Below are 23,548 nucleotides of genomic sequence, written 5' to 3'. Positions count from 1 at the left end.
GCGAAAGCGTGAAGCGCCCCATGACCGGATCGAACGAAGCGAACGTGCTGACGGTGACGGGCATCGGCAAGACCTATGTCGAGCCGGTGCTGGCGGACGTGTCGCTCGAACTCGCGCCGGGCCAGGTGCTCGCGCTGACCGGCGAGAACGGCGCGGGCAAGAGCACGCTGTCGAAGATCATCGGCGGGCTCACGGACCCGACCACGGGAACGATGACGCTCGCGGGCCAGCCCTACGCGCCGAAAAGCCGTTCGGACGCCGAGGCGCTCGGCGTGCGCATGGTGATGCAGGAGTTGAACCTGCTGCCGACCTTGTCGGTGGCGGAGAATCTGTTTTTGAACCGCTTGCCGAGCAAAGGCCTCGGATGGATCGACCGGAAGCGGCTCGCGCAGGACGCGCGCCACGCGATGGCACAAGTCGGCCTGGATGCGATCGACCCGGAAACGCTCGTCGGCGGTCTGGGCATCGGGCACCAGCAGATGGTGGAAATCGCGCGCAATCTGATCGGCGATTGCCGCGTGCTGATCCTCGACGAGCCGACCGCGATGCTCACCGCCCGCGAAGTCGACCTGCTGTTCGAGCAGGTCGAGCGGCTGAAGGCGCGCGGCGTCGCGCTCGTGTACATCTCGCACCGGCTCGAGGAGTTGCGGCGCATCGCCGAGCGCGCGGCGGTGCTGCGCGACGGACGCCTCGTGCATGTCGGCCCGATGGACGAGCTGACGAGCGACCGGCTCGTCACGCTGATGGTCGGACGCGAGATCGGCGAGCGCATCGATCTGGGCGAGCGCAAGATCGGCGGCGTCGCGCTGAAGGTGGAAGGCATGTCGCGGCTGCCCGCCGTGCGCGACGTGTCGTTCGAGGTGCGCGCGGGCGAGATTTTCGGCGTGAGCGGGCTGATAGGCGCGGGCCGCACCGAGCTCGTGCGGCTCATTTACGGCGCGGATCGCGCGGACGCGGGCAGCGTGTCGGTCGCGCGTATCGGAGAGGCGCTGCGGCGCGTGAACGTGCAATCGCCGTCGGATGCCGTCGATGAAGGCATCGCGCTCATCACGGAGGATCGCAAGGGCGAAGGCCTTCTGCTCAGCTTGCCTATCGCCGCGAACGTTTCACTGGGCAATCTGAACGCGGTGGCGCGGCATGGCGTCGTCGACGCGCGCCGCGAAGCCGCGCTCGCGCAACGCCAGATCGACGCAATGCGCATCCGCACGTCGGGTCCGGCGCAGGCGGTGTCGGAGCTGTCGGGCGGCAATCAGCAAAAGGTCGTGATCGGCCGCTGGCTCGCGCGCGACTGCGCCGTGCTGCTGTTCGACGAACCGACGCGCGGCATCGACGTGGGCGCGAAATTCGACATTTACGGGCTGATGGGCGCATTGGCGCGCGAAGGGCGCGCGCTCGTCGTCGTATCGAGCGATCTGCGCGAATTGATGCTGATCTGCGACCGCATCGGCGTGATGTCGGCCGGACGCATGACCGGCGTGTTCGAGCGCGCGAGCTGGACGCAGGATGCGCTGCTCGCGGCGGCGTTCTCGGGTTACGCGAAGCGCGACGCGATCCTGCACGAGCCGATCGCGCCCGACGCCAAAGCGCCTGACACCGAGACGCCCGAAGACAACGTGGAGCATTGAATGAGCGAAGCGAACCTGCCCGCCGATGCGCCGAAGAGCACCAAAGGCGTCGGCACGCGCCTCGGCATTTCGAATTACCTGGGTCTCGCGGGCGCGCTCGCCGCGATGATCGCGCTGTTTTCCGTCTTGAGCTCGCACTTTCTGACGTACGACACGTTCAGCACGATCGCGAACCAGATTCCGGATCTCGTCGTGATGTCGGTCGGCATGACGTTCGTGCTGATCATCGCGAGCATCGATTTGTCGGTCGGGTCGGTGCTTGCGCTCGGCGCGTCGGTGGTGAGCGTGGCTGCGCTCCAGTGGCACTGGCCGGCTTTTCCCGCCGCGCTGATCGGCCTCGCGGCCGCCGCGCTGACGGGCACCGTGACCGGCCTCGTGACGGTGGCGTGGCGGATTCCGTCGTTCATCGTGTCGCTCGGCGTGCTGGAAGGCGCGCGCGGGCTCGCGTATCAGATGACGAAGTCACGCACGGCGTACATCGGCGATGCGTTCGATTTCCTGTCGAATCCGATCGCGTTCGGCATCTCGCCCGCGTTCCTGATAGCGGTCGCGGTGATGATAGTTGCGCATCTGGTCTTGACTCGGACGGTTTTCGGCCGATATCTGGTAGGAATAGGCACGAACGAGGAAGCCGTGCGGCTCGCGGGCGTGAATCCGCGGCCCTACAAGGTAATCGTTTTCGCGCTGATGGGCGCGCTGTCCGGGCTTGCCGCGCTGTTCCAGATTTCGCGTCTGGAAGCGGCCGATCCGAACGCGGGCGCCGGGCTGGAGCTGCAGGTGATCGCGGCCGTGGTGATCGGCGGCACAAGCCTGATGGGCGGGCGCGGCTCGGTCATCAGCACGTTTTTCGGCGTGTTGATCATCTCCGTGCTGGCGGCGGGACTGGCGCAGATCGGTGCGAACGAGCCGACCAAGCGCATCATTACCGGCGCGGTGATCGTGGTGGCCGTGGTGTTGGATACATACCGCAGCAGAAGAAAACGTGTCTGATCGAGGGACGTCGTAAGGCGCAAAAGCGCGTCCGGCGACGATGAACGAAGCAGAGAAAGCAGCAAGCAGGGCGCGGGGAAGCAGCACAACGGCGCGTGGCAGCAGGGCGCCGGACGCCTTACGACCAATAAGAGCAGTTGGACCAAAGATAGCGAAGGACGATGTATGGCGACGATCAAAGACGTGGCAGCCATTGCCGGGGTGTCGTTTACGACGGTATCCCACGTAGTGAACAATTCGCGGCCGGTATCGGCCGACGTGCGGGCGAAAGTCGAGCGGGCGATCCGCGAACTCGACTACGTGCCGTCGGCGGTGGCGCGCTCGCTGAAGGCGCGCTCCACCGCGACGATCGGCCTGCTCGTGCCGAACGCGACGAATCCGTATTTCGCGGAGCTCGCGCGCGGCGTCGAGGACGGTTGCGCGAAGAACGGCTATTGCGTGTTCTTCTGCAACTCCGACGACGATCCCGCGAAGCAGCGCAGCTATCTGCGCGTGCTGCAGGAAAAGCGCATCGACGGGCTCGTGATCGCATCGGCGGGTGAAGACTCGGTGCTCGCGCAATGTCTCGCGGGCGCGCGCGAGCCGCTCATGATCGTCGACCGGAATATCGAGGGGCTGCAATCGGACCTCGTGCAGATCGATCACGAGAAGGGCGCGTATCTCGCGACGCGGCATCTGTTGCAGCTCGGGCATTCGCAGATCGGCTGCATCACCGGGCCGGTCGCCACGGCGGTTTCCGCGATGCGCTTGCACGGCTTCATCCGCGCGATGGCCGAGCGCGGCGTCGAGATTGCGCCGAACGCGATCCAGCAGAGCGATTTCTCCGCGACGGGCGGTTATGCCGCGGCCTCGCAATTGCTCGACAACATGAAACCGACCGCGATCTTCGCGTGCAACGACATGATGGGCATCGGCGCGCTGCGGGCGGCGGCCGAGCGCCACATCGACGTGCCGACCGATTGCTCGATCATCGGTTTCGACGATGTCGAGCTGTCGCGCTACACCTATCCGGCGCTGTCGACGGTCGGGCAGTCGGTGCGCGCGCTGGGCGAAATGGCCGCGCAGACGCTGATCGACCGCATCACCGGCAAGCTCACAGGCACGACGCGCCGCCGCGTGGTCGCGCCGCGCCTCGTGCTGCGTGAATCGACCGCGGTCGTGCACGAAGCGCGTCGCGTCGAACGGGCTTAAAGAAGAAGGAAGCAACGAAGAAGGAAGCCAACGAGGATGAACGAGAACGCAGCGATCGGCCGCGTCACCGTGGTCGGCAGCCTCAATATGGATCTGGTCGCGCGCGCGCCGCGATTGCCGCGGCCGGGCGAGACGCTCGCCGGACACGCGTTCGCGCAGGTGCCGGGCGGCAAGGGCGGCAATCAGGCGGTCGCCGCGGCGCGCCTGGGCGCGCAGGTCGCGATGATCGGCTGCGTCGGCAACGACTCGAACGGCGCGACGCTCAAGGGCAGTCTCGAAGCAGAAGGCATCGACTGCAGCGCACTCGCAACGAGCACGAGCGCGCCGACCGGCGTGGCGCTCATCGTCGTCGATGACGCGAGCCAGAACGCAATCGTCATCGTCGCGGGCAGCAACGCCGAAGTGACGCCCGCGCGCATCGAGGAGCAGCAGGCGCTGCTCGAACAGGCCGACGTCATCGTGTGCCAGCTCGAAACGCCGGTCGAAACCGTGCGCGCCGCGCTCGCCGCCGGCCGGCGCCTGCAACGCACGACGGTCCTGAATCCCGCGCCCGCCGCGCGCAAGCTGCCGCCGGACTGGTTTCCGCTCGTCGACTATCTGATTCCGAACGAGATCGAAGCCGCGACGCTGTCGGGCGTCGCGATCGAGACGCCCGACGACGCGCGCCGCGCCGCGCAGGCGCTGAAGGCGAAGGGCGCGCGCAATGTCATCGTGACGCTCGGCGCGCAGGGCGTGCTCGCGCTTCTCGACGGCGCCGACGAAGAAGGCGTGCATGTGCCGTCGCCGCAAGTCGAAGCCGTCGATACGACCGCCGCCGGCGACACGTTCATCGGCGGTTTTGCGGCTGAACTGGCGCGCGGTGCCGCCGCGCTCGATGCGATCGCATTCGGCCAGCGCGCGGCCGCCATCGCGGTGACACGGGAAGGCGCGCAGCCGTCGATTCCGCACCGCAGCGAAATTTCCGCATAACTTTTCAATGTTCGTTGAAAACGGCGCGTCTCGACGCGCCGTTTTCTCTTCATATGAAATATCTTCCTCAAGTGTCGAGTCTTGCACGCCGTTTACGTCGATAGCGGACGCGCGAAATATCGCGCGCTCGCGCATCGACGGAAAGGACGGCGCGCATCGGCCGCGCGGACGTCATCGGCGCGCCGGCCTGGCGCGTTGGCCGTCAACCGGCCGGGAGACCCGCTTGCACAGCGGCATCAGGGAAAACTTCATGAAAAAGGCTTTGACGATCAAGGCGCGCCTCGGCATCTCGATGGCGTTTCTGGGTGCGCTGCTCATCGCGATCGGCGCGCTGGGGCTCACCGGCATGAGCCACTCGAACGGCGCGTTCCTCAACACGTATTCGGTGCAGATGCCCGCCGCGATCGCGGTCGGCAACGCGGAAATGTATGCGGCGCGCGAGCGGCTCGTGTTCGACCGCGCGGCGCTGCTCGCCGGCACGCCGGAAGTGGCCGCCACCGTCGAGCGTTCGCGCCTGATGCGCGATCGCGCCGACGGCTACTGGAAGGAATACACGGCGCTGGCGCAATCGCCGGAAGAGAAGCGTCTCGCCGACGCCGCGCAGGAGAAGCGCGTCGCGCTGCAGCGCATCGTCGACAAGGGCATCGCTTCGATCCTGGCGAACGATCACGACGCGATCATCGCGAACGCGAAGGCGATGCAGGTCACGTACAACGATCTCGCCAACGCCAACGACGCGCTGCGCAAGTTCCTGACCGAAGCGGCGAAGCAGAGCTACGAGGCGACGCAAAGCCGCTTCCTGTGGTTCCGCGCGCTGAGCCTCTGCGCGATCGCGCTCGGGCTGGCGGCGGCCGCGTTCGCGTGGGGATCGCTCCGGCGCGCAATCGCGCGGCCGCTCGAAGCCGCGCTTGGCCATTTCGAGGCGATCGCCGCGGGCGACTTGCGCCGCGAAGTCGCCGTCACGTCGCGCGACGAAATGGGGCAATTGCTGCAAGGTCTCGCCAACATGCGCGCAAGCCTGCTGACGACCGTGCGAACCGTGCGCTCGGGCAGCGAATCGATCGCGTCGGCGACGCAGCAGATCGCGGCGGGTAACACCGATCTGTCGTCGCGCACCGAGGAACAGGCGTCGGCGCTGCAGGAAACCGCGTCGAGCATGGAAGAGCTGACCGGCACCGTCCGGCAGAACGCCGACAACGCGCGGCAGGCGAGCGCGCTCGCGGCCAACGCGTCGGAAATCGCGGGCAAGGGCAGCGCGGTCGTCACACAGGTCGTGACGACGATGGGCGAGATCAACCAGAGTTCGTCGAAGATCGCCGACATTATCACGATCATCGAGGGCATCGCGTTCCAGACCAATATCCTCGCGCTCAACGCGGCGGTCGAAGCGGCCCGTGCGGGCGAAGAGGGGCGCGGCTTCGCGGTCGTCGCGGGCGAGGTGCGCAGCCTGGCGCAGCGCTCGTCGGCGGCGGCGAAGGAAATCAAGGAGCTGATCGATACCTCGGTGGCGCGCGTGCAGATGGGCACGACCCTCGTCGACGAAGCCGGCCGCACGATGAACGACATCATCGGCGCGGTGCAGCGCGTGACGGACATCATGGGCGAGATTGCGGCGGCGTCGGAGGAACAGTCGAGCGGCATCGAGCAGGTCTCGCGCGCCGTCACGCAGATGGACGAGGTGACGCAGCAAAACGCGGCGCTCGTCGAGGAAGCGGCGGCGGCGGCGCAGTCGCTCGAAGACCAGGCGGGGCGCCTGCGACAGGCGGTCGCGGTGTTCCAGGTCGCGGACGGCGCGCCGCTTGCTGCTGTCAAGGCCGGTACGGCGACGACCATTGCTGCGCGTGCAACGGTTGCCATGCGTGCCGCACCGAAAGCGGCTTCTGCCGCGACGGCGAAACGCGCCGCTCCGATCGCTGCGCTCAAGGCACCCGCAAGCAGAGCGACTGCCGACGCAGGCGGCGACTGGGAGACGTTCTGAGTACGACAGGCGGCGCGTAGCGCCAGCGGGGCATGATCGCGCGCGAAATCATGCGCGCGCGGCCCACGCCGATCCGGTCACGTAACCCGTACACTGAGAGGTGTGCGTCATCGTTCACACGAGGATATCGATATGACCGGATCGACACTCGCCGCGAAACTCGCGGAGGCCCGCCGCCGGCATCAGCTGATCGAAGTGCTCGAGCCCGCCGACATTCCGGCCGACGCGCCCACCGCCTACGCGATCCAGCACGAGATGCTGAAAGCATCGGAGGGGCGCATCGGCGCGTGGAAGATCGGCGCGCGCGCGCCCGACGCGCTCGCCGCGGGCGCGCCCATCGACGACGGGCTCGTCTATGTTTCGCCCGCGCGCCTGCCTTTTCAGTCCTTCTTTCGCGTGCTGGTGGAACTGGAGATTGCGTTTCGCTTCGCCTATGCGCTGCCCGCGCGCAGCGATCCTTACACGCGCGAGGAAGTATTCGACGCGATCGGCGGCATTGCGGTCGCGCTCGAAGTGGTCGACAGCCGTTTCGCGCAATGGCCCAATCTCGACCCGCTCGCGCAGCTCGCGGATTCGCAGAACAACGGCGCGCTCGTCGTATCGGGCATGGAGCCTTACGACGTCGTCGCGCCGGGCTTCGACTTCCTCACGCCGCGCCTCGAATTCACCTTGGATGGCGAGTCGATCGCGCCCGCCGCGCTCGGCAATCCTGCGGGCGATCCGCGCGAGTTGCTGCCGTGGCTCGTCAACCATTGTTCCCGCATGGGTTTGACCGTCGAGCCGTTCTGGACGATCACCACGGGCTCTTATACAGGAGCGGTTCGCATCGACGGACCGGCCATGCTGCACGGCGCGATCGATCGCATCGGTGAGCTCGAACTGGTGCTCGTATGAGGACGAAACACCATACGTCGGGAGCGGTTATTGATCACGCTGCACGGACATCGCGGTATCGAATGTAACGGACACGAAACGCACGCGAGCGTGAGCCACGCCGCATTGGCGGACAAGAGCAGTGGATAAGTAGCGGCGAGCGCGGGGAAACGAACAGGCAGGACCGAGGTCGAGCAAGACGATACAGTCATCAGGACATCGGGATGCACATTGTAGGTGAACGAAAATAACGCACCAAGCTAGGAATTCTGCGAAGCAAATGAACAACGCAAGTGCGTGAAAAAAAATTCGAAAGGGTTTAGGATGATTTCAAGCGATGTCGTTTCGATTACGCGCGTTGCGCACGGCATAGCTTTCTGACTTCGGCGAGGAGGTAGCATGGATATCTACAGCAGTTTCGCGACCCGCTTCGAAAAAACTCGAGAGGAGGAATTCTCGCTCGAAGAGTACCTCGCGCTCTGCAAAGAAGATCCTGCCACATATGCAACAGCGGGCGAACGCATGTTGACGGCCATCGGGGAGCCGGAGCATGTCGATACGCGCCTCGACCCGCGGCTTTCGCGTGTGTTTGCAAACAAGGTCATCAAGGTGTATCCCGCATTCCGCGAGTTCTACGGAATGGAGGAAGTGATCGAGAACGTCGTGTCGTATTTCCGGCACGCGGCACAGGGTCTGGAAGAGAAGAAGCAGATCCTGTATCTGCTGGGTCCGGTGGGCGGCGGCAAGTCGTCAATCGCCGAACGACTGAAGCAGCTCATGGAGCGCGTTCCGTTCTATTCGCTGAAGGGCTCGCCCGTCAACGAATCGCCGCTCGGCCTCTTCGATTACGACGAAGACGGTCCGGTGCTCGAAGAGCAATACGGCATTCCGCGCCGCTATCTGAGGAACATTCTTTCGCCGTGGGCCGTGAAGCGCCTGCACGAGTACAACGGCGACATCCGCAAGTTCCGCGTCGTGCGCCGGTATCCGTCCATTCTTCGCCAGATCGGTATCGCGAAGACGGAACCGGGCGACGAGAATAATCAGGACATCTCGTCGCTCGTCGGCAAGGTGGACATCCGCAAGCTCGAAACCTATTCGCAGGACGACGCCGACGCGTACAGCTATTCCGGCGGCCTGTGCCTCGCCAATCAGGGCTTGCTCGAATTCGTCGAAATGTTCAAGGCGCCGATCAAGGTGCTGCATCCGCTGCTGACCGCGACGCAGGAAGGCAATTTCAAGGGCACGGAAGGCTTCGGCGCGATTCCGTTCGACGGCGTCATCCTCGCTCACTCGAACGAGTCGGAGTGGAAGGCGTTCCGCAACAACAAGAACAATGAAGCACTGCTCGATCGTATTTTCGTCGTGAAGGTGCCGTACTGCCTGCGCTACGGCGAAGAGATCAAGATCTACGAGAAGCTCTTGCGCAACTCGTCGCTCGCGGAAGCGGTGTGCGCGCCGGGTACGCTCAAGATGATGGCGCAGATGGCGGTGCTCACGCGTCTGCACGAGCCAGAGAACTCGAGCCTCTTTTCGAAGATGCAGGTCTACGACGGCGAGAACCTGAAAGACACCGACCCGAAGGCGAAGTCGTATCAGGAGTATCGCGATTACGCGGGTGTCGACGAAGGCATGACGGGTGTCTCCACGCGCTTTGCGTTCAAGATCCTGTCGCGCGTGTTCAACTTCGATTCGAGCGAGGTCGCTGCGAACCCGGTGCATCTCATGTACGTGCTCGAACAGCAGATCGAGCGCGAGCAGTTCCCGCCGGAAACGGAGCAGAAGTACCTGTCGTTCATCAAGGACGTGCTGGCTTCGCGCTATGCCGAGTTCATCGGGAAGGAGATTCAGACCGCGTATCTGGAGTCGTATTCGGAGTATGGACAAAACATCTTCGACCGCTATGTGACCTATGCCGACTTCTGGATTCAGGATCAGGAGTTCCGCGATCACGACACGGGCGAGAGCTTCGACCGGGCGTCGCTCAACGCCGAGCTGGAAAAGATCGAGAAGCCTGCGGGCATCAGTAATCCGAAGGACTTCCGCAACGAGATCGTGAACTTCGTGTTGCGCGCGAGGGCGGCGAACGGCGGCAAGAATCCGGCGTGGATCAGCTATGAAAAGCTGCGCGTGGTGATCGAGAAGAAGATGTTCTCCAACACCGAAGAACTTCTGCCGGTAATCTCGTTCAACGCGAAAGGATCGGCGGAAGAGCAACGCAAGCACGAGGACTTCGTCAATCGCATGGTCGCTAAGGGCTATACGCCGAAGCAGGTGCGGCTCCTGTGCGACTGGTATCTGCGCGTGCGCAAGTCGTCGTGATGGTGTGATCGACCGGAACGGCGCTGCGCGCGCGGTTCCGGCCCCGCGCAGCGCGGGAGTGTGGCTGTCTCTGGTCGTGCGGGCGCGTGGATTGCGTTCGAGCGGCACAGTGGGCAAATTGCGAGAGAGGGACGCTGCGACAGATGCACGACGCAGGCAGCGCCTCGCTTCCTCGCCAATAACGCGGGAGACTGGATGTGCTGCACCAAATCATCGACCGCAGGTTAGCCGGCAAGAACAAGAGCATCGCGAACCGCGAGCGCTTCCTGCGACGCGTCAAGAGTTACATTCGCCGCGCGGTGTCCGACGCGGTGCGCGATCGCAGCATCAAAGACATTCAAAGCACCCAGAGCATCACCATTCCGAAGAAGGACATCTCCGAGCCGTCGTTCCGCCACGGGCCGGGCGGCAAGCGCGAGTTCGTCCATCCGGGCAATGCCGATTACATTCGCGGCGACAAGATTCCGCGTCCGCCGGGCGGCTCGGGCGGCGGCGGCAAGAGCGCCAGCAACGAAGGCGAAGGGCAGGACGATTTTGTCTTCGAACTGTCGCGCGAAGAATTCATGCAGTACTTCTTCGACGATCTCGAACTGCCGCGCCTCGTCAAAACGCAGTTGCTCGCCGTGCCGACATGGAAGAACGTGCGTGCGGGCTGGGCGGCGGAAGGCACGCCGAATAATATCGATGTGGTGAGATCGCTGCGCTCCGCGCTCGGTCGACGCATCGCGCTCGGCTGGCCGCTCGCGTCGCAGTTGCGCGAGATGGAACGTCAACTCGAGCAACTGAAGGACGAAAACGGCGACGCGGAAGAAATCGCGCGGCTGGAAGCGGATATCGTCATCATGCAGGGGCGGATCACGCGCATTCCGTTCATCGACCCGTTCGATCTGCGCTATATCAATCGCGTGAAGCAGCCCACGCCATCGAGCAAGGCCGTGATGTTCTGCCTGATGGACGTCTCCGGCTCGATGGACGAGCAGCGCAAGGATTTGTCCAAGCGCTTCTTCATCCTCCTGTATCTGTTCCTGCAGCGGAACTACGAGAAGATCGAAGTCGTGTTCATCCGGCACCATACGCGCGCCGAGGAAGTGGACGAAGACACGTTCTTCCATTCGACCGAAAGTGGCGGCACGGTGGTGTCGAGCGCGCTCGAGCTCATGAAGAAGATCATGGACGAGCGCTATTCGCCGACTGAATGGAACATTTACGGCGCGCAGGCATCGGACGGCGACAACTGGACGGACGATTCGCCGAAGTGCCGCAAGCTGCTGTCGGACGACATCCTGCCGAAGGTCCGGTATTTTGCCTATATTCAAGTTGCGCCAGAGGAGCAAAATCTCTGGTTGGAGTATGCTCAGCTGGCGATGGGCGCGCCTGAACTCGCCATGAAAAAAGTCGATTCGGCCGCTGACATCTATCCGGTGTTCCGCGAACTTTTCGAAAAGCAACAGGCGGCCGCATGACGACGCGGCATGAGCACAACGAGACGCGCGGGTATCAGCTGGAAGGCGCGGACGATCGTGTTTCCGATCGTGTCGCTACCGAGCTCGGGCCTGAAGCAGAGCAACGCAATGCGTCCGTAAAGACGACCGAGGCGCACGAGGAAGGCAGAATGAATGTTGCAGAGAGAAAGCGGCCACTGCCGTGCCCGTCGGACTGGAGCGTCGAGCTGATCGAGGAATACGACGCCGAGATTTCGCGCGTCGCGAACCGTTACGGGCTCGACACCTATCCCATTCAACTCGAAATCATCAGCTCCGAGCAGATGATGGATGCGTATGCGTCCGTCGGCATGCCGGTGAACTATCGGCACTGGTCGTTCGGCAAGCACTTTCTCTCGACCGAGAAAGGCTATCGGCGCGGGCAGATGGGCCTTGCGTACGAGATCGTCATCAACTCGAATCCCTGCATCGCGTATCTCATGGAAGAAAACACCATGACGATGCAGGCGCTCGTGATCGCCCATGCGGCGTACGGGCATAACTCGTTCTTCAAGGGCAACTATCTGTTCCGTCTGTGGACGGACGCGCACGCGATCATTGATTACCTCGTGTACGCGAAGAATTACATCGCGGAGTGCGAGGAGCGTTTCGGGCTCGATCGCGTCGAGGAATTGCTCGATTCATGCCACGCGCTGATGAATTACGGCGTCGACCGGTACAAGCGTCCGCAAAAGTTGTCGCTCGCGAAGGAAGCGGCGATGCGACGCGAGCGCGAGGCTTATTTGCAATCGCAGGTCAACGAATTGTGGCGCACGCTGCCAAAGGGGAAGGAGCCTTCGCAGGAGGAAACGGAAAGCCGTTATCCGCCGGAACCGCAGGAAAATCTGCTGTATTTCGCGGAGAAGAATGCGCCGTTGCTGGAGCCGTGGGAGCGGGAAGTCATCCGCATCGTGCGCAAGATCGGCCAGTATTTTTATCCGCAGCGGCAGACGCAGGTCATGAACGAAGGCTGGGCGACGTTCTGGCATTACACGCTGCTCAATACGCTCTACAACGAAGGCCGCCTGGAAGACGGCTTCATGATGGAATTTCTGCACTCGCATTCGAACGTCGTGTATCAGCCGCCGGTGACGAAGCCGTATTACAGCGGTATCAATCCGTATGCGCTCGGTTTTTCGATGATGAGCGATATCCGCCGCATCTGCGAAAACCCGACGGACGAAGACCGCGAATGGTTCCCGGAGCTTGCGGGCAGCGACTGGCTGGAATCGCTGCATTACGCGATGCGCAATTTCAAGGACGAGAGTTTCATCGCGCAGTATTTGTCGCCGCAGCTAATCCGGGATATGCGTCTTTTCTCGATTCTCGACGACGACATGCGCGACGCGCTCGAAGTGTCGGCGATTCATGACGACAGCGGCTATCGCTATGTTCGGCAGGCGTTGTCGCGGCAGTACGATATTCATCATCGCGAGCCGAACATTCAGGTTTATTCGGTGAACACGCGGGGCGATCGCAGTCTGACGCTGCGTCACTTCATGACGGATAACCGCCATCTCTCGAATGACAGCGACGAAGTGCTCAAGCACATGGCGCGCTTGTGGCAGTTCGATGTTTATCTCGAGAGTGTCGACGAGAATGGGACGGTCAGGAAGCGGTTCGAGTGCCGGTATACGGCGCCGACTCCGCGGTAGTTTTGCTTCGAAGGTACACAAAGCCGGCTCCTGGTGAGCCGGTTTTTTATTAGCGTTGTCTGATAAACCAGCCAACGCTCATTCCCGTCGATTCCACTCGCTATCCTGCGAAAAAAGATCCCAGCTAGCCATGAACAACGCCGCGACGAGCGGCCCGATCACGAATCCGTTGATCCCGAATAGCGCCATCCCGCCGAGCGTCGAAATGAGCACCACCCAGTCCGGCATCTTCGTGTCCTTGCCGACGAGAATCGGCCGCAGCACATTATCGACGAGCCCGATCACGACGGCGCAGAACACGACGAGAATCACGCCCTTGAGGATCGCGCCCGTCATGAAGAAGTAGAGCGCCGCGGGCACCCAGACGATCGCCGCGCCGACCGCCGGCAAGAGCGAAAGAAACCCCATCAGCACGCCCCACAAGAGCGACCCGCCGATGCCCAGAATCCAGAAGATCAGCCCGCCGAGCAATCCCTGCACCGCGGCGACCGCGATATTCCCCTTGACCGTCGCGCGCACCACCGTGGTGAACTTCGCGATCAGATGAAGTTTCGGCTCCGGATCGAGCGGAATCGCGCGCCGGATGCGCCGGCCGATCTCGCCGCCGTCGCGCAGCAAAAAGAACACGAGATAGAGCATCACGCCGAAGCTGACGACGAACTGAAACGTGTTCTGCCCGATCGACAGCGCCTGCGTCGCGGCGAACTGGCTGATCTGCGCGGCGCCTTCCATCAGCTTGCGCTGCACGCCGACGATATCGTCGAGACCGTAACGGCCGAGCAGTTGCTGCGCCGACGCGGGCAGCGCATGCAGCACGTGCTGGAAGTACAGCCCGAAATTCAGCTCCCCGCTCTTGATGCGCGAATAGACGAGGGCGATTTCCTGCACGAGCGTCACCGCGACGACCGCCAGCGGAATGATGACGATCAGAATCGCGGCGGCCAGCGTCGTCAGCGCGGCGAGATTGCGGCGCTTGCCGAAGCGCGCGGCGAGATAGCGCTGCATCGGCTGGAACAGGATCGCGAGAATCGCGCCCCAGAAGATCGCGCCGAAGAAAGGCAGCAACACCCACCCGAGCGCGATCGTCACGACGAACAGCAAGATATGGAAGAAATTCTGATGGACGTTGGGGTTATTCATGAGCGAACGAGAGGGCGGGCGACAGGGCTTATAGCAAGCGCGAGGCCGGGCCATGCTATCACGGCCCTTCGAACGGCTTTTCGCGCTCAGGTTCGAGCACGAATTCGTCCAAGGGTTCGCGCGCCGCTGGAGCCAGACCCCGTACGTCGACTAAAATCCGGCTTCCAATCCTTGCGGATCGCTTGTCCGTCGGACGGCCAGGCAACGCGGGCGAGCGAGTCGATCGTTCGTGCGCGGTCACTTCCGCTCAACGCATCGAACAATGAATCCAGGCGTCGTCTACGCATTCTCGGCCTTTGCCATCTGGGGCCTTTTTCCGATTTACTTCAAGGCCTTGCATTCGATCGGCGCGGTCGAGATGCTCGCGCATCGCATGGCCTGGTCGATGGTCTTCCTGCTGATCGTGATGACCGCGCGCCGTCAGTGGAAGTGGCTCGGTCCCGTGCTGCGCGACAGGCGCCTGCTCGCGCGCTTCGCAGCGAGCGCCGTGCTGCTGTCGGCGAATTGGGGCATTTACATCTGGGCAGTGAACGACGGGCGCATCGTCCAGGCGAGTCTCGGCTACTTCATCAATCCGCTCGTCAACGTCTTGTTCGGCATGGCGTTCCTGCACGAACGGCTGCGGCCCGTGCAGTGGATCGCGGTGACGATCGCCGCGCTCGGCGTCGTCTGGCTGACGTGGGTGAACGGCGCGCCGCCGTGGATCAGCCTCGCGCTCGCGCTGACTTTCGGCGGCTACGGCCTGCTGCGGAAGACCGCGTCGCTCGGCGCGCTCGAAGGGCTCACGCTCGAAACCATGCTGCTTTGTCCCGTCGCGCTGCTTTATCTTTTCTTCCTAAGTTCGCACGGCGGCAGTGGCTTCGCGCACGCGTCGGTCGGGGTGAAGCTGCTGCTCGCGGCAGCCGGACCCGTCACCGCCGTGCCGCTCCTGCTCTTCGCCGCTGGCGCGCGACGTATTCCGCTTTCGATGCTCGGGCTGATCCAGTACATCACGCCGACGCTGCAATTGCTGATCGGCGTCGTCATCTATCAGGAATTCTTCGGCCACGATCAGCTGATCGGCTACGGCGCGATCTGGGCGGCGCTCGCCATCTATTCGCTCGAAGGTTTCTACCGGGCGCGGGCGGCCCGCGTCTGAGCGCGGGCCATGTCGACGATCAGCGCAACGCGTCGCCGAAGCGATACTCGACCGTCGCTTCGTCGAGCTTCGTCTTGATCTCCGGATCGATCGGCTGATCGACGGCCGCGAGCGTCTCGTTCAGTTGATCGGGCCGGCTCGCGCCGATGATCGCCGACGTCACCGCCGGATTCGCCAACACCCACGCGAGCGCCGTGCTCGCGAGCGAGCGCCCGGTCGGCGCGACGATCCCGTTGATCGCCTCGATGGTGTGAAACTCGCGCTCGTGCCAGTAGCGTTGTGTGTACATCGCGCCCGCCTTGCCGACCGCGCCGGTGAAACGGCCTTCGGCCGGCGCGGCATCGAATTTGTGCTTGCCGGTCAGAAGCCCGCCCGCGAGCGGGTTGTACGGAATGACCGCTAGCCGTTCCTCGGTTGCGAGCGGCAGCAGTTCACGCTCGATCTGCCTGAACAACAGGTTGTAGCGCGGCTGCACCGAGACGAAGCGCGCGGTGCGCAAGACATCCGCGCGGCCGAGCGCACGCGCGAGCCGGTACGCCAGAAAATTCGACACACCGATATAACGCGCCTTGCCGTGCCGCACGATGATGTCGAGCGCTTCGAGCGTTTCGTCGAGCGGGGTGTCGTGGTCGTCGTTGTGGAGCTGGTACAGATCGACGTAATCGGTGTTCAGCCGCTTGAGCGAAGCGTCGATCGCGTCGAGCAAGTGCTTGCGCGATGCGCCCTTGTGCCACGCGAGTGGCCCCATTTCATGCGCCGCCTTGGTCGCGAGGATGAAGTTATCGCGACGGCCCTTGAGCCAGCGCCCGACGATTTCTTCCGTGCGGCCCGCGAGATCGTGCCCGCTGCCGAGCGGGTAGACGTTCGCCGTATCGATGAAATTCACGCCCGCATGCGCCGCGCGGTCCATGATGCTGTGCGACACGGATTCCTCGGTCTGCAGGCCGAACGTCATCGTGCCCAGCGTGAGACGCGAAACGGTGAGACCGGTATTGCCGAATTTGCGGAATTGCACGGTTGCGCTCCAGGAATCGGTTGGACCGACAGGATAATCGTTAAGCGACGCGCTTGCCGACGCGGGCAGGCGTTGCGTTTTCCTGTGCGGAATCGAGCCGGCGGAACACGGCGCCCGAGAAAAGCGTCACCACGCCCATGCAGACGAAGCTCAGCCTGAAGCCCGTCGATGTCGAAAACGGTCCCTGGAACACCTGCACGAGCGAGCCGCCGACCGACACGCCCAAGCCGATCGCGAGCATCTGCACCATCGAGAAGAGGCTGTTGCCGCTGCCCGCGTCCTTGAGCGACAAGCCTTTCAACGTGACGCTGTTCATCGCGGCGAACTGCATCGAGTTGCTCGCGCCGAACACGGCCAGGATCGCGATTTCGATGCCGAGCGGCAGCGTCGGCGAAAACAGCGCGAACGCGACGATCGACGCGCCGACGAGCGCCGTGTTCACGAGCAGGAACGTGTCGTAGCCGTAGCGCTTCACAAGTTGCGCGATCCAGCGCTTGCTGATCGTCCCGGCGATGGCGATGGGCAGCATCATCAGCCCCGAATGCAGCGGGCTGTAGCCGAGCTCGAGCTGCATCATGAGCGGCAGCAGGAACGGCACCGCGCTCGAACCGATCCGGCACAGCAGATTGCCGACGAGCCCGACACTGAAGTTCGGCTCGTTAAACAGTGCGAGATGAAAGAGGGGATTGCGCTTGCGCCGCGCGTACGGGACATACGCGAACGCCGACACCGCCGCCAGCGCGAACAGCGCCGCCGACACCGCGCCGCGATGCGTCTCGACCGGCGAATCGAGCGCGAGCGAGAACGAAACCATGCACATCGACAGCAATCCGCAGCCGACGAAATCGAAAGGCGGCGCGTCGTGGAGCGTGTCGTTCGGCAGGAAGCGCTGCACCGCGTAAAGCCCGACCGCGCCGATCGGCACGTTGATCAGGAAAATCCAGTGCCACGAGAACGATTCGACGAACCAGCCGCCGAGCGTGGGGCCGAGAATCGGGCCGACCTGGCCAGCGACGGAAATCATCGCGAGCGCGGAGACGTATGCTTCGCCCGAGACGGCGCGCAGCACGGCGAGACGGCCGATCGGCAGCAGCATCGAGCCGCCGATGCCTTGCAGCACGCGTGCGAGCACCAGCTGGTTCAGCGAATGCGCGCCCGCGCAGGCGAGCGAGCCGATCACGAAGAGCGAGATCGACACGAGATAGACGCGGCGCGTGCCGAAGCGGTCGGCGAGCCAGCCGGACGCGGGCGTGAACAGCGCCATCGTGAGCGTGTACGCGACGACGATCGACTGCATCGCGAGCGGCGCGGCGTTCAGGCTGCGCGCAATTGATGGCAGCGCCGTGTTGACGATCGTCGTGTCGAGCGCCTGCATGAAAAAGCCCACGGCGACGATCCAGAGCAATGCCGTGTGCGAAGAACTTTTGGTCATGTGGAAACGGTGAGTCCGGTGGTCGCGCCGACAGGAAAGCCGTTTGAAAACAAACGCATTGCGCGATTCATGAAATGTTAATGACTTGCGGCATCATCGGGAAGACCGCTAACCGCATTGACTGTCATCGGAGTTTCCGATGACAATGGCGCATGCTCAATCCAGTCTGGCTGAACACCTTCGCGACAGTGGCGGCGTCGCATAGCTTTACCGATGCCGGTCGGCAGCTCGGGCTGCGGCAGTCGAGCGTCTCCGAACATATCCGTCGGCTGGAGGAGAGCGTCGGGCGGCGGCTTTTCGTGCGCGACACGCATTCGCTCGCGCTCACCGCCGACGGCGAAGCGATGCTCGTCCACGCCCGCGTGATTCTCGATGCGATGGCGCACGCGCAGTCGCAGTTCAGTTCGCCGCGTCTGCGCGGGCGCGTGCGGCTCGGTTCGTCGGACGATATCGCGCTCGGGCCGCTGCCGAGCGTGCTCGCCGCGTTTCGCGATACGCATCCGGACGTCGAGCTGGAAATCACCATCGGCATGACGGGCAGGCTTTACCAGATGGTCGATGCGGGCGAGCTCGATCTCGCCGTCGGCAAACGGCGTCTTGGCGATGCGCGCGGCACGCGGCTATTTTCCGGCCGGCTCGAATGGCTCGCGAAGCCCGGCACCGTCGTAAATACAGGCGAGCCGCTGCCGCTCATCCTCGTGTCGGAGCCGAGCGTCACGCGCGCCGTCGTGCTCGATTCGCTCGCGATGACGGGCGCAAGCTGGCAAATGGTCTGCACCAGCAGCAGCCACGCGGGCTGCATCGCCGCGGCGCGCGGCGGGCTCGGGCTGACGGTGCGCTCGCATTTTCTGGCCGCACGCGGACTCGCGCCGCCGGTGAATCGCGCGGACTTGCCGGAATTGCCGGAAGTCGAGTTCATCGCGTTCGGCGCGAAACATCTGAGCCGTCCGGCCGAAACCTTGCTACAGCTTCTCGAAAATAGCGACCTGCGCGGGGAATGGACGGGCGAATGAGCGCGGGCGAGGGCAGGGCAGCCGGTTGTGCCGCTGCAACGGCCGGCCGTTCGGAATGGCTATCTCAAAACTGTTCTTATATATTGTGCGGCGTTTGAAGCAGCCACTTCCAATCCGTGTTCCGTTTCCTCCGCCATCTATCGTCCGATCTGTTCCGCTTCCCGGCGTTTTTCGTCGCGATGGCGCTCGTGGTGTGCTCGAACGCGCAGGCCGCCGCTTACGTGACGAAGCACTGCGACGACCTCGAAGGCAAGATCGTGCCCGCTTCGATCATCGGCCTGCCGACGCGCGGCGCGACGATCGTCTCCGCGTGGGTCGTGAAAGCGGCTGCGCCCGGCAACCGAAACGGCGAGTATTGCCGCATCACCGGCTTCATCAAGGCGCTGCAGGACTCGACCCCCGACATCCGCTTCGAAGTGAATCTGCCGAGCCGCTGGAACGGCCGCGCGCTGCAGATGGGCGGAGGCGGCTACAACGGCACGATCGTCTCCGGCACCGATCCGATGCCTTTCGCGCCCGATTCGACGCCGCTCGCGCGCGGGTACGCGACGTTCGGCTCGGATTCGGGCCACGTCGGCAATTCGAGGCGCGCGGATTTCGCGGGCAACGACGAAGCCATCGTCAACTTCGGCTTCGGGCATCTCAAGAAAACGCGCGATGTCGCGCTCGCGCTGATCCAGATGGGCTACGGGCGCGCGCCGGAGAAGACCTATTTCGCGGGCGGCTCGACGGGGGGGCGCGAAGGCTTCACGGTGATCGAGCGCTTTCCGAACGACTACGACGGCGTGATCGCCAACGCGCCGGCGATCAACTTCTCGGGCGTCCGGCTGATGGGCGTGAAAATCGGGCAGGCGTCGTATGCGAAGCCGGGCGGCTTCGTCGGCATCGCGCAGCAGCGGCGCGTGTTCGAAACTGTCGTGCACGAGTGCGACAAGCTCGACGGCGCGGCGGACGGCATCGTCGGCAATGTGGAGGCGTGCCGGAAGCTGGAGCCGCAGATCATCGCGTCGTTGCGTTGTGCGAACGGCCAGCGTCCTTCCTTGCGCGACAGTTGTTTGTCGGATGCGCAGATCGACACGCTCGAGACCTTGCGCGACGGCTTGAGCCTGCCCTATGCGCTCGCCTACGGCGTCGACGCGTATCCGGGCTACAACGTGTTCCAGGGTGTGGACTTTTCCGGCTCGCTCGGTCTCGGCGACTCGCCGACGCTCCTGAATCCGCCGACCTTCGCCGCGAACGGCTATCTCTTCGCACAAGGCGACGCGTATATGCGGCACTTCGTTGCGCGCGATCCCGGCTTCAGCGCGCTCACGTTCGATCTCGACAATCCCGGCCGCTTCAGGCAACGGCTGACGACGCTCGCGTACACGGTCGGCGCGATGAACCCGGACTTCTCCGCGTTCATCGCGCGCGGCGGCAAGCTCATCGCGATGCACGGACTCGCCGACGAAGTCATCAGCCCGAACCAGACGATCGCGTTCTATCGCGGACTCATCGACCGATACGGGCAGGACATCGTCGATTCGTTCATGCGGCTCTACATGGTGCCAGGCTTTCAGCATGGCAACGGCGTGTTCATTCCCGCGTGGGACGAGCTCGGCGCGCTCGACGACTGGGTCAGCAACGGCATGGCGCCGGAGACGCTCATCGGCAGCGACATCGCGCCCGCCACCAACGGACGCACGCGGCCGATATGCCGTTATCCGAACTATCCGCGCTATGTCGGCAAGGGCAGCATCAATGCCGCCGCGAGCTTCCGCTGCGTGGAGCCGTGACACGCTGAATGTCTAAAGCGCGTTCGCGTGCCGGTCGGCGATGCGCGGCCAATACCGTGCGACCCAACGCGCAATGACGCCGCGCCGCTCGACGCGATGAGAAGTGAGCGACACCTCGATCGCCTCATCGCTTTCCGATGTGAGCCACACGCGTTCGCCGCGCGCGAGAAGCACGACATCGCCGGGCTTCATCCAGTAGTCGTAGGAATCGCGATGACGCGTGAGCCAAAGCGAGCCCTCGGACGCATCGCCGATGCGCAGTTCGGCATCGCGCGTGAGCCGCCACGACACCATCTGATGCGGATGCACGTCGACATAGACCACGACGCGCGCGCCCGATGTGCTCAGACGCCCCGATGCGACGCCGTGGCCGACGCCATGACGCACGAAAACTTGCGATACCTCTTCCATCTCTGCTCTCCATGATGTGAGCCGAAGACGGAAACCTGGCACGCAAAAACAAGAAGGCCCCGTCTTGCGGCGGGGCCTTCGGAATCGATTTGTTTGCCTGTTTCGCTAGCGCACACGCTCTTCCGATGACCCGCCACACATGGCGTTCATACGGTTTTTAATCGCGGCGATGGAGAAAAGGATGGCTGCGTGCATGTGTCGCAGTATCGATGGGCGCCTCTGTGTTTGTCAATATCGAGATAGACTTGAACGCATCGAAAAAAACGTTCGGAGGCTTGTCGTGGCTTATCTGCTGCTCGTCGTGGAACCGGTCGAACAACGTGGCCAGCGCACGGAGGAAGAGGGGCGCGAGGCGTATGACCAGATGGCGCGATTCGCCGATGGACTGAACACGCGCGGGATCTTGCGCGCGGTCGAATCGCTGACGTCGCTGAAGGATGCGTCGCGCGTCACGGCCAGCAATGGCGATGCGCGCATCGTCGACGGGCCTTTCGCCGAGGCCAAGGAGATGATCGGCGGCTTTTTTCTCATCGATTGCGAAACGCGTGCGCAAGCGGTCGAGATCGCGGCGCAATGCCCGGCGGCGAAGTGGTGCACGATCGAAGTCCGCAAAGTCGGGCCGTGTTATTCCTGAGCGCGAAATTGTCGATTTTTCTGTGAGTCGTTCGTCGTGGTATTGAGAACATCGGAGACCACCGCCATGCACAAACAGATTTTCGTGAACCTGCCGGTTCGCGACCTCAAGCGCTCGATGACTTTCTTCAAGGAACTCGGCCTGAGCTTCGACCCCGCGTTCACGAACGATGACGCCGCGTGCCTCGTAGTCGGCGAAAACATCTACGCGATGCTGCTCGTCGAGCGGTTCTTCCAGACCTTCACGGAAAAGCCGATCGCCGATGCGCACGCGAGCACCGAAACGCTCGTGTGCCTGTCGTGCGAGAGCAGGGCGGAAGTGGACGATCTGGTCGCGAAGGCCGTCGCCGCCGGTGGACGCGCGCCGCGCGAGCCTCAGGATCATGGCTTCATTTACGGCCACGGTTTCGAAGATCTCGACGGTCATATCTGGGAGCTCGTGCACATGAATCCGGAAGCGGCGTGAGCGGGCGATCGAAGCAGCGTGACGCTGACGATGCCGCGCGGCGGGCCATCGACGCCGTCTGGCGCATCGAGTCGGCGAAGGTGATCGCGAGCGTGGCGCGTGTCGTGCGCGATGTCGCGCTCGCCGAGGAACTGGCGCAGGACGCGTTCGTCGCGGCGCTGGAACACTGGAGCAAACCGGGCGTGGGCGTTCCGACCAAGCCAGGAGCGTGGCTCATGACGACAGCGAAGAACAAGGCGCTCGACCGGCTGCGGCAGCACGCGCTGCATGCGAGGAAGCACGAGGAATACGGTCGCGATCTCGACGCGCAGGAAGCGTATGTCACGCCCGATTTCGTCGATGCGCTCGATGCCGCGCGCGAGGACGATATCGGCGACGATCTGCTGCGGCTGATCTTCACGGCGTGTCATCCGGTGCTGTCCGTCGATGCGCGCGCCGCGCTGACGCTGCGCCTGATCGGCGGACTGACCACCGACGAGATCGCGCGCGCGTTCCTCGCGCCGGAGCCGACGATCGCGCAGCGCATCGTGCGGGCGAAGCGCACGCTGTCGGCGGCGCGCGTGCCGTTCGAGGTGCCTAAGGCCGATGCCCGTACGGAGCGGCTCGGCTCGGTGCTCGAAGTGATCTATCTGATTTTCAACGAAGGCTATTCCGCGACCGCCGGCGACGACTGGATGCGTCCGGCGCTGTGCGAGGACGCGCTGCGCCTCGGGCGCATTCTCGCCGAGCTGACGCCGGATGAAAGCGAGGTTCACGGGCTCGTCGCGCTGATGGAAATTCAGGCGTCGCGGATGAAGGCGCGCGTCGACCGGGAAGGACGGCCGGTGCTGTTGCCGGATCAGGATCGCAGTCGCTGGGACCCGCTGCTGATCCGGCGCGGGCTGGCGGCGCTCAAGCGCTCGGAGGCGCTGGGCGGCGCACGCGGGACGTACGCGCTGCAGGCGGCGCTCGCGGCATGTCACGCGCGCGCGGCACGCGCAGCGGATACCGACTGGCCGATGATCGTCGCGCTCTACGACGCACTGATGCAGACTGCGCCGACGCCGGTCGTCGAGCTGAATCGCGCGGTCGCGGTGAGCATGGCGTACGGGGCGGAGGCGGCGCTGCCGATCGTCGATGCGCTCGCCGACGCGGCTTCGCTGAGGAACTATCACTGGCTGCCGAGCGTGCGCGCGGATCTGCTTGCGAAGCTGGGGCGCAAGGATGAGGCGCGTGCGGAGTTCGAGCGCGCGGCGTCGCTTGCGAAGAACGCGCGGGAGCGGGAGTTTTTGGTAAGGCGCGCTGGGGAGATGGGTTGAGGGTTTGCGTGTCGCTGTTCTTGGATTTTTTTGATTTTACATAAGATAAATTATCGAAGTTTTATGTGTCAGGGCTTTTTAATAATGTCCGATTTGAGCTCATTAGAAATGTCCGATTTCAGCCCTCTGGCGCATGCTGGCGC

18 protein-coding genes and 1 pseudogene are annotated in these 23,548 nt (G+C 63.8%); 15 read left to right on the top strand and 4 right to left on the bottom strand.

Features of this window, described 5'->3' with window-relative positions:
- Positions 1-20 precede the first annotated feature (20 nt).
- The 9 genes from AWB75_RS23470 (at position 21) to AWB75_RS23430 (ending at position 13,084) form a co-directional block, all read left to right on the top strand.
- Complete coding sequence (locus tag AWB75_RS23470; RefSeq protein WP_061126496.1) at positions 21-1,625, top strand: sugar ABC transporter ATP-binding protein; 1,605 nt, start codon at positions 21-23, stop codon at positions 1,623-1,625.
- Positions 1,626-2,615, top strand: a complete 990-nt coding sequence (locus tag AWB75_RS23465; RefSeq protein ID WP_061126443.1) for an ABC transporter permease — start codon at positions 1,626-1,628, stop codon at positions 2,613-2,615.
- A 165-nt stretch (positions 2,616-2,780) separates the two neighbouring features.
- A complete protein-coding gene (locus tag AWB75_RS23460) occupies positions 2,781-3,806 on the top strand; it encodes a LacI family DNA-binding transcriptional regulator (RefSeq protein WP_061126442.1) in 1,026 nt (341 codons plus the stop codon).
- A 36-nt stretch (positions 3,807-3,842) separates the two neighbouring features.
- Positions 3,843-4,775: a ribokinase gene (gene rbsK, locus AWB75_RS23455; RefSeq protein ID WP_061126441.1), complete on the top strand. Its 933-nt coding sequence runs from the start codon at positions 3,843-3,845 to the stop codon at positions 4,773-4,775.
- 250 nt (positions 4,776-5,025) lie between these two features.
- The gene (locus AWB75_RS23450) at positions 5,026-6,753 is read left to right on the top strand and encodes a methyl-accepting chemotaxis protein (protein WP_061126440.1); all 1,728 of its coding nucleotides are present in this window, start codon (positions 5,026-5,028) and stop codon (positions 6,751-6,753) included.
- Between the two features lie 132 nt (positions 6,754-6,885).
- Positions 6,886-7,647, top strand: a complete 762-nt coding sequence (locus AWB75_RS23445; RefSeq protein WP_061126439.1) for a hydratase — start codon at positions 6,886-6,888, stop codon at positions 7,645-7,647.
- Between the two features lie 378 nt (positions 7,648-8,025).
- Complete coding sequence (locus AWB75_RS23440) at positions 8,026-9,948, top strand: PrkA family serine protein kinase (protein ID WP_014191328.1); 1,923 nt, start codon at positions 8,026-8,028, stop codon at positions 9,946-9,948.
- A 197-nt stretch (positions 9,949-10,145) separates the two neighbouring features.
- The gene (locus AWB75_RS23435) at positions 10,146-11,411 is read left to right on the top strand and encodes a YeaH/YhbH family protein (RefSeq protein WP_061126438.1); all 1,266 of its coding nucleotides are present in this window, start codon (positions 10,146-10,148) and stop codon (positions 11,409-11,411) included.
- Positions 11,408-13,084 (top strand): SpoVR family protein, encoded by a 1,677-nt coding sequence (locus AWB75_RS23430; RefSeq protein WP_061126437.1) that lies wholly within the window; start codon positions 11,408-11,410, stop codon positions 13,082-13,084. Before AWB75_RS23435 ends, AWB75_RS23430 begins: the two co-directional genes overlap by 4 nt.
- Positions 13,085-13,162: 78 nt before the next feature.
- On the opposite strand, the gene AWB75_RS23425 is transcribed toward AWB75_RS23430, so the two are convergent.
- The gene (locus tag AWB75_RS23425) at positions 13,163-14,224 is read right to left on the bottom strand and encodes an AI-2E family transporter (RefSeq protein WP_061126436.1); all 1,062 of its coding nucleotides are present in this window, start codon (positions 14,222-14,224) and stop codon (positions 13,163-13,165) included.
- 262 nt (positions 14,225-14,486) lie between these two features.
- On the opposite strand from AWB75_RS23425, the gene rarD reads away from it, so the two are divergent.
- Complete coding sequence (rarD, locus tag AWB75_RS23420) at positions 14,487-15,362, top strand: EamA family transporter RarD (RefSeq protein WP_061126435.1); 876 nt, start codon at positions 14,487-14,489, stop codon at positions 15,360-15,362.
- Between the two features lie 19 nt (positions 15,363-15,381).
- Here the strand turns inward: rarD and AWB75_RS23415 are convergent, their stop codons facing one another.
- The gene (locus AWB75_RS23415) at positions 15,382-16,377 is read right to left on the bottom strand and encodes an aldo/keto reductase (RefSeq protein WP_061126434.1); all 996 of its coding nucleotides are present in this window, start codon (positions 16,375-16,377) and stop codon (positions 15,382-15,384) included.
- 40 nt (positions 16,378-16,417) lie between these two features.
- Positions 16,418-17,845: pseudogene (locus AWB75_RS23410) on the bottom strand (DHA2 family efflux MFS transporter permease subunit); the annotation flags it as partial.
- Positions 17,846-17,961: 116 nt separating this feature from the next.
- On the opposite strand from AWB75_RS23410, the gene AWB75_RS23405 reads away from it, so the two are divergent.
- On the top strand, positions 17,962-18,822 hold the full coding sequence (locus AWB75_RS23405) for a LysR family transcriptional regulator (RefSeq protein WP_061126432.1): 861 nt from the start codon (positions 17,962-17,964) through the stop codon (positions 18,820-18,822).
- A gap of 116 nt (positions 18,823-18,938) precedes the next feature.
- Positions 18,939-20,597, top strand: coding sequence for a tannase/feruloyl esterase family alpha/beta hydrolase (locus tag AWB75_RS23400; protein WP_061126431.1), 1,659 nt, complete (start codon positions 18,939-18,941; stop codon positions 20,595-20,597).
- 12 nt (positions 20,598-20,609) lie between these two features.
- On the opposite strand, the gene AWB75_RS23395 is transcribed toward AWB75_RS23400, so the two are convergent.
- On the bottom strand, positions 20,610-21,008 hold the full coding sequence (locus tag AWB75_RS23395; RefSeq protein WP_061126430.1) for a DUF2917 domain-containing protein: 399 nt from the start codon (positions 21,006-21,008) through the stop codon (positions 20,610-20,612).
- A 280-nt stretch (positions 21,009-21,288) separates the two neighbouring features.
- Here AWB75_RS23395 and AWB75_RS23390 point away from each other — a divergent pair, with 280 nt between their 5' ends.
- The 3 genes from AWB75_RS23390 (at position 21,289) to AWB75_RS23380 (ending at position 23,405) form a co-directional block, all read left to right on the top strand.
- A complete protein-coding gene (locus AWB75_RS23390) occupies positions 21,289-21,642 on the top strand; it encodes a YciI family protein (protein ID WP_061126429.1) in 354 nt (117 codons plus the stop codon).
- A 66-nt stretch (positions 21,643-21,708) separates the two neighbouring features.
- On the top strand, positions 21,709-22,107 hold the full coding sequence (locus AWB75_RS23385) for a VOC family protein (RefSeq protein ID WP_061126428.1): 399 nt from the start codon (positions 21,709-21,711) through the stop codon (positions 22,105-22,107).
- A complete protein-coding gene (locus AWB75_RS23380; RefSeq protein ID WP_061126427.1) occupies positions 22,104-23,405 on the top strand; it encodes an RNA polymerase sigma factor in 1,302 nt (433 codons plus the stop codon). Before AWB75_RS23385 ends, AWB75_RS23380 begins: the two co-directional genes overlap by 4 nt.
- Positions 23,406-23,548: the final 143 nt, after the last annotated feature.

Source organism: Caballeronia catudaia (assembly GCF_001544755.2).
Taxonomy (GTDB): Bacteria; Pseudomonadota; Gammaproteobacteria; order Burkholderiales; family Burkholderiaceae; genus Caballeronia; species Caballeronia catudaia.
Note: the sequence above shows the minus strand (reverse complement) of the source record. Positions and strands in the feature narration are given on the sequence as shown.

What these genes read in the sequence shown, in the direction of transcription:
- AWB75_RS23450 (WP_061126440.1), top strand. Translation starts at nt 5,026, where the DNA reads ATGAAAAAGGCTTTGACGATCAAGGCGCGCCTCGGCATCTCGATGGCG.
- rbsK (WP_061126441.1), top strand. Translation starts at nt 3,843, where the DNA reads ATGAACGAGAACGCAGCGATCGGCCGCGTCACCGTGGTCGGCAGCCTC.
- AWB75_RS23405 (WP_061126432.1), top strand. Translation starts at nt 17,962, where the DNA reads ATGCTCAATCCAGTCTGGCTGAACACCTTCGCGACAGTGGCGGCGTCG.
- AWB75_RS23385 (WP_061126428.1), top strand. Translation starts at nt 21,709, where the DNA reads ATGCACAAACAGATTTTCGTGAACCTGCCGGTTCGCGACCTCAAGCGC.
- rarD (WP_061126435.1), top strand. Translation starts at nt 14,487, where the DNA reads ATGAATCCAGGCGTCGTCTACGCATTCTCGGCCTTTGCCATCTGGGGC.
- AWB75_RS23460 (WP_061126442.1), top strand. Translation starts at nt 2,781, where the DNA reads ATGGCGACGATCAAAGACGTGGCAGCCATTGCCGGGGTGTCGTTTACG.
- AWB75_RS23465 (WP_061126443.1), top strand. Translation starts at nt 1,626, where the DNA reads ATGAGCGAAGCGAACCTGCCCGCCGATGCGCCGAAGAGCACCAAAGGC.
- AWB75_RS23395 (WP_061126430.1), bottom strand. Translation starts at nt 21,008, where the DNA reads ATGGAAGAGGTATCGCAAGTTTTCGTGCGTCATGGCGTCGGCCACGGC.
- AWB75_RS23440 (WP_014191328.1), top strand. Translation starts at nt 8,026, where the DNA reads ATGGATATCTACAGCAGTTTCGCGACCCGCTTCGAAAAAACTCGAGAG.
- AWB75_RS23470 (WP_061126496.1), top strand. Translation starts at nt 21, where the DNA reads ATGACCGGATCGAACGAAGCGAACGTGCTGACGGTGACGGGCATCGGC.
- AWB75_RS23445 (WP_061126439.1), top strand. Translation starts at nt 6,886, where the DNA reads ATGACCGGATCGACACTCGCCGCGAAACTCGCGGAGGCCCGCCGCCGG.
- AWB75_RS23430 (WP_061126437.1), top strand. Translation starts at nt 11,408, where the DNA reads ATGACGACGCGGCATGAGCACAACGAGACGCGCGGGTATCAGCTGGAA.
- AWB75_RS23425 (WP_061126436.1), bottom strand. Translation starts at nt 14,224, where the DNA reads ATGAATAACCCCAACGTCCATCAGAATTTCTTCCATATCTTGCTGTTC.